This is a genomic window from Croceicoccus sp. Ery5 (assembly GCF_020985325.1).
Classification (GTDB): Bacteria; Pseudomonadota; Alphaproteobacteria; order Sphingomonadales; family Sphingomonadaceae; genus Croceicoccus.
Map to the genome: position 1 here is coordinate 1,024,420 of NZ_CP087587.1, position 14,052 is coordinate 1,038,471.

Here is a 14,052-nt window from a genome sequence, read left to right on the forward strand (position 1 = left end):
CATGAACAGGCATGCATTCGCAGCGGGCATTGCCGCAACCCTGTCGCTGGCCGCCATTTCCCCCGCGCTCCACGCAGAGGAAATCAAGCCGTCCACACCCGTCGCGGTGGGGGACGAGATCGTGCCTCCCGCTTCGGTCGATCCCGCATTGCCGGGTATTCGCGTGGTCGGACTTGGCGGCACGATCGTGTCCACCGCCAAGGGCCGGTTCCGGTACCAAAGCTATGACACGCCGCGCATTTCGATCGAGAGTCTGGTCGAGCGGCTCCAGCCCGAGATCGCGGATATCGCCAATGTCTCGATCCTCAAGGCATCGGATATCGGATCGCAGGATATCACCACCGAATATCTGCACGAACTGACACTGGCGATCGACAAATCGCTGGCAGAGCCCGACGTGCAGGGCGTGGTGGTCACCACCGGCACCAGCGTGATGGAGGAAGTCGCCTACTGGCTCGACCTGACGCTGCGCAGCGACAAGCCGGTCGTCGTGACGGGATCGATGCGGCAGGCCAATACCGCCTCGTGGGACGGCGAGGGCAATCTGTTCAACGCGATCCGTCTGGCCGCCAGCCAGAAGACGACCTGCTATGGCACGGTCATCATGATGGACGACAGTTTCTTCGCCGCGCGCGAGGTGACGAAGTCGGACGCAGTCCGCATGGATACGTTTCAGGCCCGCCGTACCGGAACTCTGGGCTGGGTGGACGAGGACCGCATCCGCGCGATCCACGCCCCCGCGCGCGTGCTGGATTGCAAGACGCCGGAATGGGCCACGCCGTTCGACATGAACAGCATCGCCGTATCGGATATTCCGCGCGTCGATGTCGCCTATTCCTATGTCGATGCCGCGGGCGAGACGATTTCCGGCCTCGTCGATGCCGGGGTCAAGGGCATCGTAACCGCAGGCACGGGCGGGGGCGGACTGTCGGCAGAACAAAAAGCGGCGCGGGACTCAGCCATTGCAAGGGGCGTGCTGTTCGTGTCGGCCAATCGCACCGGATCGGGCAGTTCCTATGGCAGCGGGCCGGGCGTGTTGCCCGCTGGCGATCTGCTGCCGCAAAAGGCCCGCATGCTGCTGCAACTGGGCCTTGCGACCGGCGCGGACGAGGACGTGATCAAGGGCTGGTTCCTCACCATCGGTCGCCCCGATTTCGACATGTCGCCCGATGGCGGGCATACGAAATGACATTTCGCTATCTTCTCGCCGCCGCGGCCGCATTGGCATCGTCTGTTCCGGCCTTCGCCCATGGTCCGCACGGATTTGCCCCTGCGCCCGATGGCGGACTATCATGGGAATTGCTGGCCGGAACGGCGGCGGTGCCATGGGTCGACGCGAATGGCGTCAACCGGCTTGCCCCGCAGTTCGGACCGGAGGTTGAGGCACTGGACGGCACGCTCGTTACCATCGCCGGCTATCGCATGCCCGACGACACGGGGAACCGCTTCACCCTTTATGGCAGCGAGGTGGATTGCGTATTCCACCTCGACAGCGGACCCAACATGCGGATGGAGGTCGATGCCGGTGACGCGCCATCGCCGGTGGCAGGGGTCGTCACACTGCGCGGACGGCTTGAACTGGTGCGGGCGCGGCAGGGGGGCGTGTTCTATCGCCTTCACGATGCGTCATGGATTGCTCCGCCCGCCTGACCGGACCCGATTTCGACGACAGAAACATGCCCGACTGCCGGACACCAGGCCGGCAGGTGCGAAAGCCGTGCCCTGAACCAACGACCCGCACCTCCGGTCGGGTCCGGATAGCCGGAAATGTCACAAGCCGAGAAACCCGCCATATCCGCCAATGCCGATCGGGGGTCGGAAAAGACCCGCAAGGCGGCTGGCCATCGCTGGCTGTTCGGACTGATGTGGGTCGATCTCTATGGCTATGCGCTGGCGGGGGTTACCATATCGCTGGGCCTGATTTTCCTGCACCAGTGCCAGCTGGTGACATCGGGCGTCGCAGGCATCGCCCTGTTGGCGGCCCATCTGGTGCCGGTTAACCCCAGCCTGTTATTCGGCCTGTTCAACATCCCGTTTTTTGCCGTGGCATGGGCGATGATGGGCCGCGAATTCGCGATCCGGTCTTTCGCGGTGACCATCGGTATCGTCACATTCGGCACACTGGTCGCGCGTCATATCGACATACGCTCGCTGGATCCGGTGATCGGTTCGGTCATGGGCGGCAGCCTGATCGGGCTGGGCGTACTGTTCGCCACGCGCCATGCCGCAGGCGTGGGGGGGACGGTGATCCTGATGATCACGCTGAACCGGCGATTCGGCTGGAACATGGGACTTCAGGGCGCGGCGATCGACCTGATCGTCATCCTTGCCTCGATCCCCGTGTTCGGCTGGTTATCGGCCCTGCTCTCGGCGCTCAGCGCGGCCTGCGTCAATCTTGTCCTCTATGCGTTTCACCGCAGCTAGCGCGCAGGGCGGGCCATAGCGCCGGCCGGTTCCGTCCGGTCGTTGGCGGGTTCCTGCAACTGACCGTCGATCTCCTGCGCCAGCTGCCGCGTCTCGGCGTCGGCCTTTTCGAAGCGTTCGTCGAAATCGGGCTCCGCGCTACAGGCGCACAGGGCCAGCAGGACAATGCAGGCAGCGGCGCGCATCAGTAATCCTTTCTATATTGCACCGACACATCGACCGCCGACGATCCGCCTGCCTGGCTCAGTACCGACAGGGCAGGGGTCAGCGCCACCTCCAGCTGGGTTGCGGTAAAGCCGCGTGCGTCGGTGATCAGCTCGACATAGATGTCGTCGGTCAGATATTGCCCCGCCGCCAGCGCGGTGCCGCGTCCGGTATCGTCGTCGCCGCCCAGAATGCGCAGACGATCAACGCCGGTGGCCGAACGCAATGTGCCCAGCGGGTTCAGCCCGCCGCCCCCGCCGCGCAGCGAATTGAGCGATGCGGCCAGTTGCACGGCCTGTATCGTCGACAGGTTCCCGACCGAGCTGCCGAACAGGATGCGCGACACGATCTCGTCCTGCGGCAGGCCGGGCGTGCTGCTGAACGCGATCTGCGGATCATAGGCGCGGCCGGTTACGTTGACGCGCACGGTCACATCCTCGATCTCGTCGCTGGCGGCGATGTCGATCGTCGGGTCGATCGTGGCGCCGCCGGTAAAGTCGATGTCGCCGTTCTCCAGCTCGAACGACCGGCCCGCAAAGCCCAATGTGCCGCGCACCAGCTCGACGCTACCGGCAAGGCGCGGGGCCGCACTGGTGCCCGACAGCTTCAGGTCGGCGCTCCACTCGCTCTCCAGCCCCATGCCCGATACATACAGCTTTTCGGGCGCTTTCACCGACAGGTCCAGACGCACCAGATCGAACATGCCCGGCTGCGGTTCGGAAGGTTCGTCGCCGGTGATCCGCACCGGACCGCGCGGCGGTTTGAAACGCACGCCCTTTAACGTGGGTACCTCTGCAGCGGCCTGCGTGACGATCTGGTAACGCGTTTCGGGCAAGCGGATCGTCCCCGCCAGCAGCGCGGTTTGCCCCGCCTGCTTGGTCAGCGCGATATTGCCCGTGGCCGTCGCGGCCAGCGCATTGCTGTCGGCCAGTTGCGCGCGGTCCATGTCGACCGAAATATCCATGGGATAGCCCTCTGCCTCGGCCAGGCTGACAAAGCCCTTGGCCGAAACCGTCCCGTCACCCGCGCGCGCGTTAAAGCTCTCGATCTCGAACCGGCTGCCGGTGAACCGCCCGTTTATGGCCATGCGCGACAGGCGCGTGCCATAGGTGTGGTTTTCATAGACCAGATCCTTGCCGCGCACGATGCCTGCCAGTTGCGGCTGGCTGACCCGGCCCGAGAAATCGGCCGCGAGCGCGATAGGTCCGGTCAGCGTCTGGTCCGCCATGCCCGCGAAGGAGAACAGCGTGGTGGCGGGGCCGTTGTACCGGAAACCGCCGCCCAGCGGAGCCGACATCAGCCGTGTGACCCAATCCCCCGATCCGGGCGGCAGCGGGCGGAGCGAGGTGACGAGGCGGCCGATCACCGTGCCACGGCTGCGCAGGACAGCGCGCGCCTCGCCCCCGTCGGGCAGCAGCTTGCCGACGAAGTTGATATCGACGGGCTGGCTGACGGCGGCGGCAGTCGTTCGGGTGAATTCGTCGATCCGGATGCGCGCATCGGCCCGCGGGAATGCGCCGCTCGATGCTTGCTGGAAATCGAAACTGCCGCTGGCCTTGCCGCCCACGCCCAATGCGGGGGAGAATGCATTGGCAAGCGATATGTCGATCCCTTCCATCCGGCTTTGCAGTTTCATGCCGGTGCCATATTCGCCCGCCAGCTGGATGTGACCGCCACCGACATCGATCTTGCCGGGCAACAGTTCATAGCTGGCCTTGCCGGGCACGATGCGCAGCGGGCTGGCGGTGGCGAAATCGATCCCGCGTGCGCGCCCTTTGGCGGCAATGCGCCACATTTCGGGTTGCAGATCGGCATTGGCCGACAGCCTGAACGGCACGCCCGCGACCCCTTCGGCCAGCAGTTGCGCATTACCGCGTCCGTCGCGGTAATCGACCTTGACCCGCCCCGCGGCCAGCCGCGTGGTGCCATAGGTAAATCCTGACAGCTGGGCATCGGCCTTTACCAGTGGCTGGTCGTACAGCACGACCCGCGCATCGACGATGGCCGATCCCACCGCGAAATTGCCGGGGCCGGGAAGCTGCGTATCCTTTGCGCGCAGATTGATCAGCGCCTGTTGATACGCACCCGCTGCCGACAGGCGGACCACGCCGCCCAGTCCCTGCCCGTTGGCCGTCAACTGTCCCGCAAAGGGGCCGGCAGGGGTCTGGCGCAGCGATCCGGCAAATCCGATCCCGCCCAGATCGGCGCGCGTAATGTCCAGTGTGGTCACGTCGCCCACGCCCAGCACCACATCGGCGGTCAGCGGGCCGTAATCGGTATCGCCATCGGCGACGAGGCGATAGCCGGGCCCTGCGCCATTAACCCGTGCGCCGGTCACCCGCGCGTTCAGATTGGCAAGGCCGATGCCAAGCCCGGGCCGTTCTGCCGTGATGCGCGCGTCGGGATCGCTGATCGTGCCCGCCACGCGCACGCCCACCGCGCCATAGGCATCGGTCGTCGCATCGGCATTCAGCGCGATCTTCCCGTCGGGAGAATATGAGCCATAGCCGCCCCTGATCTGGGCGGCGGGTGCCTGCAATTGCAGATTGCGGAACCGCAGCGTGCCGTCGCCGCCATAGCGTATGTCGGCGCCCGCCACGGCCTGTCCGCCCAGAAAATCGGCCAGGCTTTCATTGTCGATCCGCTGCGACCGCACGCCCACGCGCCCTGCCAGCGCATAGCTGCCGTCGCGGTCCGTCGTCAGGTCCATGTCGGTGTTGATATCGAAAATGCCGACGCTTTCGATGCGGTAATCGTCGAGCCGCCCGTCGATCGCGCCGGTATAGATGCCTGTGGACGTATCGGCCAGCAGCGTCAGATCGGCATTCAGCCTGTCCGACCGGATCGTCATATTGTCCGATAGGATGCGCGTGCCCTCGATCGCGATATCGCCTGCCAGGCGGACATTCTCCAGCTTTCCGCCTGCGACCGTGTCGACGCCGGTAATCCGGCCCACGCTGGCGGTGACGGGAATCAGGATCTGGTCCGCATCCACGCGCGCCGCGCCGCTGGCGGCGAAATTCTCGATCCCCATGTCGTTCATCGCGATGTGGGCCGCGGTGATGTCGTAGTCGATAGCAGGGGCAGCGAACGCGCCGTCCAGCGCCAGCTTTGCATTCATGCCGCGCCCCGCCAGATTTTCGGCAAGGGCGGATGGCTTGAACAGCACGAATTGCAGGGTCAGCCCGTCGAAACTATTGTCCGACAGGTCGATCCCGCCATCGGTATCCAGCCGGAATGCATCGCTGCCGACGCCGCCCGACAATTGTGCGCGGCGGTCCTGCAAGGCGGCGGTCAGGTCGATGGACATGACCGGCCCCAGTAGCGCGGCAGTCGGCCCGTCGAACAGGCGGGCGATGCGGGTGGGACCCTCGACCGCGAAGGTGCCGTCGCGCGCCGTGATGCCAAGCCGCGCGAATTCGCTGCCCGCCAGATCGGCGTCGAGCTTTCCGGTCCAGCTTTGCCAATCGCCTTCGCCGCCCGCCCGCACGGCCAATGGCTCGGTCAGGCCCGCCATGGCCGCGATCACCCCGTCACCGGGCGCGTCCAGTGTCAGGTCGAAATCCAGCCGGTTCTGTTCGGGCACTGCGTCCAGCAGCAGCGCCAGCCGGTCGCCGCCCGGCGCGTTCGATCCGGCCTCGCGCATTGTGTCGGCATCGAATTTCACCTGCGCGCGGCCATCGGCGATATGCACATTGCCCGCGATGCCGACCACGCGGCGTTCGCCCGCGACGGGCGCCTCGGCCACGAAACGCTCGACGCGCAATTCGTTCACATCGATATCGAGGTCGGGCAGGAGCGGTTCGTCGCTGGGCGGGGTTTCGTTGAATTCGGGCAGGCGCTGCAAGGTTACGAGCGGGCTGATCAGCGAGCGGACATCGACATGATTGCCGATGAAGTGAAACGGCCGCCAGTCGACCGCGATTTCGGGGGACGTCAGGAACACGCCCTGGGGATCGCGCAGTTCCAGATCGCGCACCACCATCGCGCCATAGAGCGATCCGTCGATCGCGCCGATGCCGATCTCCATCCCGTTTTCGAATTTCATCGCTTCCAGCTGGCCGATCAGGAAACGCTTGCCCGGGCCGGTATTGATCAGCAGCAGCAGGGCCGCGACCAGTGCGACCAGCGCCGCCACCGCGATCGCCGCCCATTTCGCAATGCGCCGCCCGCGATGGCCGGTTGGGATCGTCTCGGGCGTGGTTTCGGCCATCGGGGTCGTTTCCTCTGCCATCAGAACGCCTGTCCGATCGAGAGATAGAGGCCAAACCTGCTCTCGCCCTCACGCCGGTTCAACGGCATGGCGACATCCAGCCGCATCGGCCCGAAATTGGTGTAATACCGCCCCCCGATGCCGACGCCGTAACGGATGTCGGAAAATTGCGGCAGGGTTTCTTCGTAAACCTGTCCGGCATCGACAAAGCCGACCACGCCGAAATTGCCCCAGCGATAGCGGACTTCGGCCGAAGCCTCGTTCATGCTGCGCCCGCCGATGGGATAATAATCGAATTCGTCCTCGTCATTATCGGGATCGGTCGGATCGTAATCGGGATTGGGTTCCTGCGAACGCGGGCCCAGTTGCTGATAGCCGAAGCCGCGCACCGAACCGCCGCCGCCCGAATAGAACCGCCGCGACGGGGCCAGATCGCCGCGCGCGATACCCTGTATCGATCCCAGCGCGATGCGACCGGCCAGCACGATGGAATCGGTGGCGGGGAAATAGGCCGAACCGTCGATCCGCGCGCGGACATAGGGGGTAAAGCTGCCTTGCAGCGAACCTTCGGGTTCGATCAGCGTAGTCAGCCGGAAACCGCGCGTCGCGTCGAGCAGGTCGTTGGTAGTGTCGAGGCCCAATTGCCCCGTCAGCCCGCCGATGAAATAGGTGCGCTGCACACGCTCGCCCAGATCGGGGTCCCACGATTCCTCGACCGTGCCGATGATCTGCGCGCCATAGGCATAGCTCAGCCGTTTTTGCCACAGCGGGGTGGAGCCATAGCTCCAGTTGATGCCCAGCCTGCCGGTAAACGCCTCGAACGCGTCGTAATCGGAATGGTTGAGGTCGGCGGTCAGCGCAAAGGTCCGGTCGCGCCGCCCCGCGTTCGACCGGCGGAAACTGGCGCCTACGCCCTGTTCGCTGCTGCCAAGTATGGCATTGAACGACAGCGCGCCTTCGGGCGGGAACATGTTGCGATGGGTCCAGCTGCCTTGCACACGAATGCCCTGATCGGTGCCGTAACCCGCGCCGCCCGCGATGGTGCGGGCAGGGCCGGCGTCCTGTTCGACAAGGATCGTGGCATATTGCGCGGGGGCTACGTTGCCGTCGGGCCCTTCGACCGTGCCTGCATCCTCGCCGGCAGGTCGGGCGGTAACCGAAACGGTATTGAACAGGCCGGTCGCGACCAGTGCCTTGCGCAGATCGTCGACATCGTCGCTGTTGTAGAGTTCACTCTGTTCGAAACGCGCCAGCGTGGCGACATGATCGGCATCGAAGGCAAGATTGCCCGTCGTTTCGATCCCGCCGAACGCCGTGCGCGGACCGGGATCGACGGGCAGGGTGTAAAGCCCCGTGCCTTCATACTGGTCGAGCAGGATATCGCGCTGGCCGATGCTGGCAAAGGGATAGCCGTTCTGCGGCAGCGCGACGGCCAGACCCGCCTCTGCCCCCTGGACGCGGGCGGCGACGATTGGTTCACCGGTTTGCAGCGGGAAATTATCGGCCAGCAGCGTTTCGGGCACCACTGGCGGAGCGTCGATCACGATGTCGGAGAAGGTGAACCGCTGCCCCGCGGCAACGTCGAGCACGGCGGTCACGCCCGTATCGTCACGGTCGAGCCGTGTCGTCACCTCTGCCGAATACCACCCTTCGGAATTGAGGATCTGTTGCAGCAGGGCGCTATCCTCGGTCAGCCGCGCGGAAACCTGCGCCATATTCGCCGCCTTGCGCCCGTCTTCGCGCAGCGAGGCGAGTCCGTTGAACATACCCTCCATGTCGGTATCGGTTTCGCTGTCGGCGTCCTCCAGCCCGTTGATCTGTATGCCATAGGCGATCTCGACCGGCTCGTCCGCCGATGGCGCTTCCTCGGCCAGTTCGACCGGTTCGACGTCGAATGTTTCAAGCGGAGGAAGCGGGGCGGCCAGTTCGCTGTCGCGCACGGGGGCATCGCCGATTTCCTCGACCGCATCGCCATCGGCCAGCGCGGGATCGTCCAGTGGGGCGGCCTGTCCCTCCGTGGTCTGGGGGCCTTCTGTGGTCTGGGGGCCTTCTGTGGTCTGGGGGCCTTCTGTGGTCTGGGGGGTAGCCTGCGCCTCGTCGCCCTGCTCGGCGGCGATGCGGCGCTCGAACGCCTCGATCGATTCCAGCGGGGCATCCATTGCCGCATCGTCGCTGTCCAGATCGGGCACGGTGCTGTCGAATTCCTCGTCGCTGATGACGGGCTCGACCTCTGGCAGGGTGATGCCGGGGGGAGGGGCAGGGACATCATCGCCGGTTGCATCCTGCGCCGCAGCGGGCATGCTGAAGGCGAGCAGGCTTGCCATGGCGGCTATCGCGGAAATACCGGTCAGCAGGCGCTGTCCGGTCGCCGGTCCGGCAAGCCGACCGGCACAAAATCCGCGACGCTCCGTTAGGGTGACATCAACTCCGTTCCGCAGGCTGGAGAGGCGAGACGCATTGGATACCGGCAAAACAATCCCTTATGACAGCGCGGACGGCCTGAACACCGACCGTGTCGATACCGTGACACCGGCAAGCGGCACCCCGGAAAATTCAAAGGAAGAAGCGCCCGGCGCTGCGGCCAAATCCCCCTTGCAACTGCCGCGCGCGGCATGGCTGCAGATCGCTAAACGCGTATATACCATGTGGGGTTTCCATAATTTGTCGCTTCTCGGCGCGGGTGTGGCATTTTTCACCTTTCTGGCGATCACTCCGATGCTGGCCGCGATGGTCATGATCTATGGTCTGGTGGGCGATGTATCGACGGTGGAACGCCAGATGCTCAGCCTTGTCGAAGTGCTGCCCGCCGATGCCGCCAGCATGATCGAACGGCAAATGATGGCCGCCGTCAGCACCAGCAAGGGCGTGACCGGCGTGGCGCTTGCGATTGCGCTGTTTTTCGCGATCTATGGCGCGATGCGCGCCGCGAACGGCTTTATCGGCGCACTGAACGTCATCAATGAAGAGCATGAGAGCAGGGGCTTTGTAAAGCTGACCCTGCGCGGCCTGCTGCTGACGCTGGCGGCCATCGGCATCGCGATTACCGGCGTTGCCAGCGGGGGCGCGTTCGCGTGGCTGCAACGCCATTCAGAGGCATTTCTGGGCGTCGGCATGGGCCTGACCTTCAAGGCGGTCGCGTGGATCGCGGCGATATCGCTGGGCAGCCTCGGCTTTGCGGTGGTGATGCGTTATGCGCCCGACCGCCGCCCCGCGCGCTGGCGCTGGCTGGCGCCTGGCGCCTTGTGCGCGACGATGGTCTGGCTGATGATCTCTTTCGGTTTTTCCGCCTATGTCGCCTATGTCAGCGATTATAACGCCACCTATGGCTCGCTTTCGGCCATTGTGGTGTTTCTGATGTGGCTGTTCCTGTCGGCTTATGGCGTGCTTTTGGGCGCGCTGTTGAATGCCGAAATGGAGCGGCAGGTGCGCTGCGATACCACCGTCGGCCCCGACCGCCCGATGGGCGAGCGCGGGGCAGTGCTGGCCGATCTGGAAGAAGGCAATCTGAGCGTGGAGGAATGGCTGGAGCGGACGCAGCATCGCGCGGTCGTGCGCCGGATGCGCAAAACCCGCGCGGAGTAGCGCCGGTCTAGGGCCGCCGGTTCATGATCGCAGGTTCACCAGCGGCCGCCGGTAGGACGGATCATCCATGTCGCGCGACGATACGCCATTGGCATCCGCGCCCGCCATATCGGCAAAGGGCAAGGGGATCGCGGGCGGTGCACAGCTCCATTCCACCAGATTGGTGCGCAGCGCGATCCGCCAAATCCCGCCGCGCCGTTCAAGCCGGTCGATATACCGACCGCCCGCCATCAGCAGCGACCCGTCCTTGTTGCAGCCGACGAACCGGTAATAGGTTTCGGCATGGGCGGTATCGCCATCGATATCTATACCGGACTGCAACAAGCCGTGCTGCGTGCGGTCCTGCGCCTGTTCGTGCAGCGGCATGGCCCAGTCCCAGCAGCCCGCCGCATCGCCCACATAGGGCCCCGCCGCGATCACCGCATCGTCGTGAAAGGCCGAAAGGAAGCAGTCGCGGTCGAACCGGTCCATGCCGCGGCAAAACTGTTCGAGGCATTCGCGGATCGCCTGTTTGGCCAGCAATTGTTCCAAGGCAGCGTCGGTTTCATTTGCCATGATAGTCCACCTCTCTGATCGGTCGCCACAAGGGACTGCCGCGCTTCCCGCGCATGGAGGGGACGCGGCTGCCGTCGATGTCGACTATACCATATTCGTCGGCCAGTTCCGCCGTGATCAGCGTGGCGCCCGAACGGTCCATGATCGCCGGATCGCAGGCCATGGCGGCGATGACGCGGCCGGGATGCTCGACGCTGCTGCCTGCCTGTCCGGCGACCGAAGCGGTCATGCTGCCTGCCATGCGCGCCAGATTGTCGCGGGCCTTTTCGGTCAGCGTCAGCCCCTGCCACAGCGAGATCGCGGCGACGCCATAGGGTTCCAGCTCTATCGCCATGTCGCGGGCGATGCGGTCGACAATGGCCTTGGTCGCACCGAATGCCACGCCATAGGTATAGGTAACGCCGGTATAGCCGCTGATCATCACGATCAGGCCCGAACGCTGCCGCGCCATCATCTTTGCCGCATGCCATGACGCCGTATAATACGACCGCGCGCCCACCTGCCACATGTCGAGGTTGGAGAGGGGCTTTTCCCAGAAGGGTTTCGGATCGAGCAGATCGTCGGGCAATCGGGTGGCGCTGTTGACCAGAATATCCAGCCTGCCCTGTTCGCGTTCGATCCTGTCGAACAGGTCGGCCACCGCGCTATCGTCGCCATGGTCGCAGGCGACCGCGATCCCGCGACCGGAATGGCCGCGCCCGCGCCGATCGCATTCGCGCGCTGTGCCGCCGACGGTGCCGGGCAGATAGTAATCGCCTTCTTTCACCGTTCGTCCGGTGACATAGACGGTCGCGCCCTGTTCTGCGAGGACGAGGGCGATGCCCTTGCCGATGCCCCTGCTGGCACCGGTGACCAGTGCGACCTTTCCCTCCAGCGGGGCGGTCAACGGCTTTTCCCGAAGAAGGTCGCGCTATGGTCGCCTTGCGCGCTTCCCGCGAAATGCGGCGCACTGAACGGCGCGCCCATCACGCCCTGCGACCAGTCGGCCGCCGCGCCGAAATCCTGCGACCAGTCATACAGCAGCAAACGTTCCGCGATCCGCCATTCGCCATCGCGCCGGACGAAACGGTCGAGATAGCGGCCCGCGATGCAGATATCGCGCGCGCTGTCGGCCCCGGTGGCGATGCGGTGGGGCGACAGCATGGGGGTTTCGACCAGCCAGAGGTTGTCGTCGCCATCGCTGCCGCGTTCGAAATGGCTTTGGCCCAGAAAGTGCTGGGTATTGCGAACAGCCTGCGCACCGGGGACGACCCACGCCAGATAGGCCGCGAAATCGCCCGATTTTATGCCGAAATCAAAGCGCGCGTCGGGCCACCAGCAGCTTTGGATCAGCGTGGCGTCGCGCCGGTCCTCACCGCGGGCTAGGCGGGCAAGGCACAGGCGGATCGCCTCGCGGTCGATCATGTCTTGCAGCGCGTCGTCCATCGTCTTCTCCGTCGCGGCGGATCGCCCGCCTGTCACTGGCCGGTCGGGATGGTGCAGCCCGCCCCTGCCATCGGCAAGGCGCGGGACGGTCATGCCACCGGTTATCGCGGTGGCGGTGCGCGATTGCCAATCGGAACCGCGCCCATTACGCTTTGCCATTCGGGCGCCGGTAACCGGGGGCGGCGCCGACACATGCGGGTCGCGGCCATATGTGCTGCCCTGGGAAGGGGGGTCTTTATGACCGGTACCGTCCTGACGGAAGGCGTAAGCGCGCCGGTTGACGCCGCGCCCGTTACCAAAGCCGACCGCATCGATTCGCTCGACATTCTTCGCGGGATCGCGGTGTTCGGCATATTGCTGATGAATATCTCGGCCTTCGGGCTGATCTGGCAGGCCTATGGCAATCCGCTGGCGGCCGGGGGCAGCACGGGGCTGAACCTGCGCCTGTTCGAGATCATGAATGTCGGCTTCGAAGGAACGATGCGCGGCATATTCTCCATGCTGTTCGGCGCGGGCATCGTGCTGATGACCGAACGGATGGAAAAGGCGGGCGCGGGGCTGGCCACTGCGGAAATCTATTTTCGCAGAATGGCCTGGCTGCTGCTGGCGGGGATCGCGCATTGGACGGTGCTGTTGTGGACGGGCGAGATCCTGTTCGCCTATGCGCTGTGCGGCTTCTTCCTGTTCGCGCTGCGCAAGATACCGGCGCGGTGGCAATTCGCCATCGGGATCGCGGCCTTGCTGATCGCGGCGGGCCTGTCGAACATGCGCTATCACGGCACGCTGGAACTGTCGCACAAGGCTGCCGCGGCGCAGGCGATCGTCGATGGCGGCGGGACACCCGACGAAGAGCAGGCCGAGGCGCTGGAAGGCTGGCAGGAAGCATCGTCCTTTGCGATCCCGACCGAGGAAACGACCGCGATGTTCACCGGCTGGCACAGCGGTTCCTATCTCGACGCGGTGACGGGGCAATTGTCGTTCAGCTATCAGTTCCAATGGGTGGAATCGCCCTATTTCCTGCTGTTCGACATGATGCCGTTCATGCTGATCGGTATGGCGCTGCTGAAATGGGATGTGCTGACGGCAGGGCGCGGCACGCGGTTCTATGCCGCGATGATGGGGGCGGGCTATGCCATCGGCATCCCGCTGGGCCTGTACGAGCTGGGCCTGTTGCAAGCGGGCGAATACGGGCCGCTGGCCGCAGCAGAGGCAACGCGAACCTATCAGATCAGCCGGCTTGCCATGGTGTTCGGCCATCTGGGGCTGGTGCTTTGCGTGGTCAGGCTGGGGCTGTGCCGATGGCTGATGCGCGGCTTCGCGGCGGCGGGTCAGATGGCGCTGACCAATTATATCGCGCAGACACTGATCTGTACGTTGCTGTTCTATGGCTTTGGCTTTGGCCTGTATAATATGTTGGAACGCTATCAGCTTTACCTGATCGTTCTGGCCATTGCGGTCGTCGAAATGGTGTGGAGCGTGCTGTGGCTGCGGCATTTCCGCTTTGGCCCGCTGGAATGGGTGTGGCGCACGCTGACATACTGGCGATGGCAGCCGATGGTGCGCAAACCGGTGCCTGTGGACCCTGCCGCGACGGGGGCAGCGCAGTATCAGTAATTACCACCCGTCAAAAGGGGGCATATGGCGCTTTT

At 64.9% G+C, this 14,052-nt stretch carries 11 protein-coding genes; 5 read left to right on the forward strand and 6 right to left on the reverse strand.

The window, feature by feature from the left end; genetic code table 11:
- Nucleotide 1 precedes the first annotated feature (1 nt).
- The 3 genes from LOZ74_RS04855 to LOZ74_RS04865 all read left to right on the forward strand — a co-directional run bounded on the left by LOZ74_RS04855 (nucleotide 2) and on the right by LOZ74_RS04865 (nucleotide 2,424).
- Entirely contained in the window at nucleotides 2-1,189 is a 1,188-nt protein-coding gene (locus LOZ74_RS04855; RefSeq protein ID WP_230293137.1) for an asparaginase, read from the forward strand.
- Nucleotides 1,186-1,650 (forward strand): hypothetical protein, encoded by a 465-nt coding sequence (locus tag LOZ74_RS04860; RefSeq protein ID WP_230293138.1) that lies wholly within the window; start codon nucleotides 1,186-1,188, stop codon nucleotides 1,648-1,650. The genes LOZ74_RS04855 and LOZ74_RS04860 overlap by 4 nt, the downstream gene beginning before the upstream one ends.
- Before the next feature lie 117 nt (nucleotides 1,651-1,767).
- Nucleotides 1,768-2,424: a YitT family protein gene (locus LOZ74_RS04865; RefSeq protein WP_230293139.1), complete on the forward strand. Its 657-nt coding sequence runs from the start codon at nucleotides 1,768-1,770 to the stop codon at nucleotides 2,422-2,424.
- Here LOZ74_RS04865 and LOZ74_RS04870 read toward each other — a convergent pair.
- The 3 genes from LOZ74_RS04870 to LOZ74_RS04880 are packed head-to-tail and all read right to left on the reverse strand — an operon-like array spanning nucleotide 2,421 to nucleotide 9,165.
- On the reverse strand, nucleotides 2,421-2,609 hold the full coding sequence (locus LOZ74_RS04870) for a hypothetical protein (protein WP_230293140.1): 189 nt from the start codon (nucleotides 2,607-2,609) through the stop codon (nucleotides 2,421-2,423). The genes LOZ74_RS04865 and LOZ74_RS04870 overlap by 4 nt on opposite strands.
- Nucleotides 2,609-6,862: a translocation/assembly module TamB domain-containing protein gene (locus tag LOZ74_RS04875; RefSeq protein WP_230293141.1), complete on the reverse strand. Its 4,254-nt coding sequence runs from the start codon at nucleotides 6,860-6,862 to the stop codon at nucleotides 2,609-2,611. Before LOZ74_RS04875 ends, LOZ74_RS04870 begins: the two co-directional genes overlap by 1 nt.
- A complete protein-coding gene (locus tag LOZ74_RS04880; protein WP_230293142.1) occupies nucleotides 6,862-9,165 on the reverse strand; it encodes a BamA/TamA family outer membrane protein in 2,304 nt (767 codons plus the stop codon). Before LOZ74_RS04880 ends, LOZ74_RS04875 begins: the two co-directional genes overlap by 1 nt.
- A gap of 133 nt (nucleotides 9,166-9,298) precedes the next feature.
- Here LOZ74_RS04880 and LOZ74_RS04885 point away from each other — a divergent pair, with 133 nt between their 5' ends.
- A complete protein-coding gene (locus tag LOZ74_RS04885; protein ID WP_230293143.1) occupies nucleotides 9,299-10,423 on the forward strand; it encodes a YihY/virulence factor BrkB family protein in 1,125 nt (374 codons plus the stop codon).
- Nucleotides 10,424-10,444: 21 nt separating this feature from the next.
- Here LOZ74_RS04885 and LOZ74_RS04890 read toward each other — a convergent pair whose 3' ends face one another.
- From LOZ74_RS04890 to LOZ74_RS04900, 3 genes are read right to left on the reverse strand one after another with little or no spacing between them, the layout of a single operon-like run.
- Nucleotides 10,445-10,978, reverse strand: coding sequence for a nuclear transport factor 2 family protein (locus tag LOZ74_RS04890; protein ID WP_230293144.1), 534 nt, complete (start codon nucleotides 10,976-10,978; stop codon nucleotides 10,445-10,447).
- Nucleotides 10,968-11,864: an SDR family NAD(P)-dependent oxidoreductase gene (locus tag LOZ74_RS04895; protein WP_230293145.1), complete on the reverse strand. Its 897-nt coding sequence runs from the start codon at nucleotides 11,862-11,864 to the stop codon at nucleotides 10,968-10,970. The genes LOZ74_RS04890 and LOZ74_RS04895 overlap by 11 nt, the downstream gene beginning before the upstream one ends.
- Nucleotides 11,861-12,562: a nuclear transport factor 2 family protein gene (locus LOZ74_RS04900; protein ID WP_230293146.1), complete on the reverse strand. Its 702-nt coding sequence runs from the start codon at nucleotides 12,560-12,562 to the stop codon at nucleotides 11,861-11,863. Before LOZ74_RS04900 ends, LOZ74_RS04895 begins: the two co-directional genes overlap by 4 nt.
- A 78-nt stretch (nucleotides 12,563-12,640) precedes the next feature.
- On the opposite strand from LOZ74_RS04900, the gene LOZ74_RS04905 reads away from it, so the two are divergent.
- Entirely contained in the window at nucleotides 12,641-14,017 is a 1,377-nt protein-coding gene (locus tag LOZ74_RS04905; protein WP_230293147.1) for a DUF418 domain-containing protein, read from the forward strand.
- Nucleotides 14,018-14,052 lie beyond the last annotated feature (35 nt).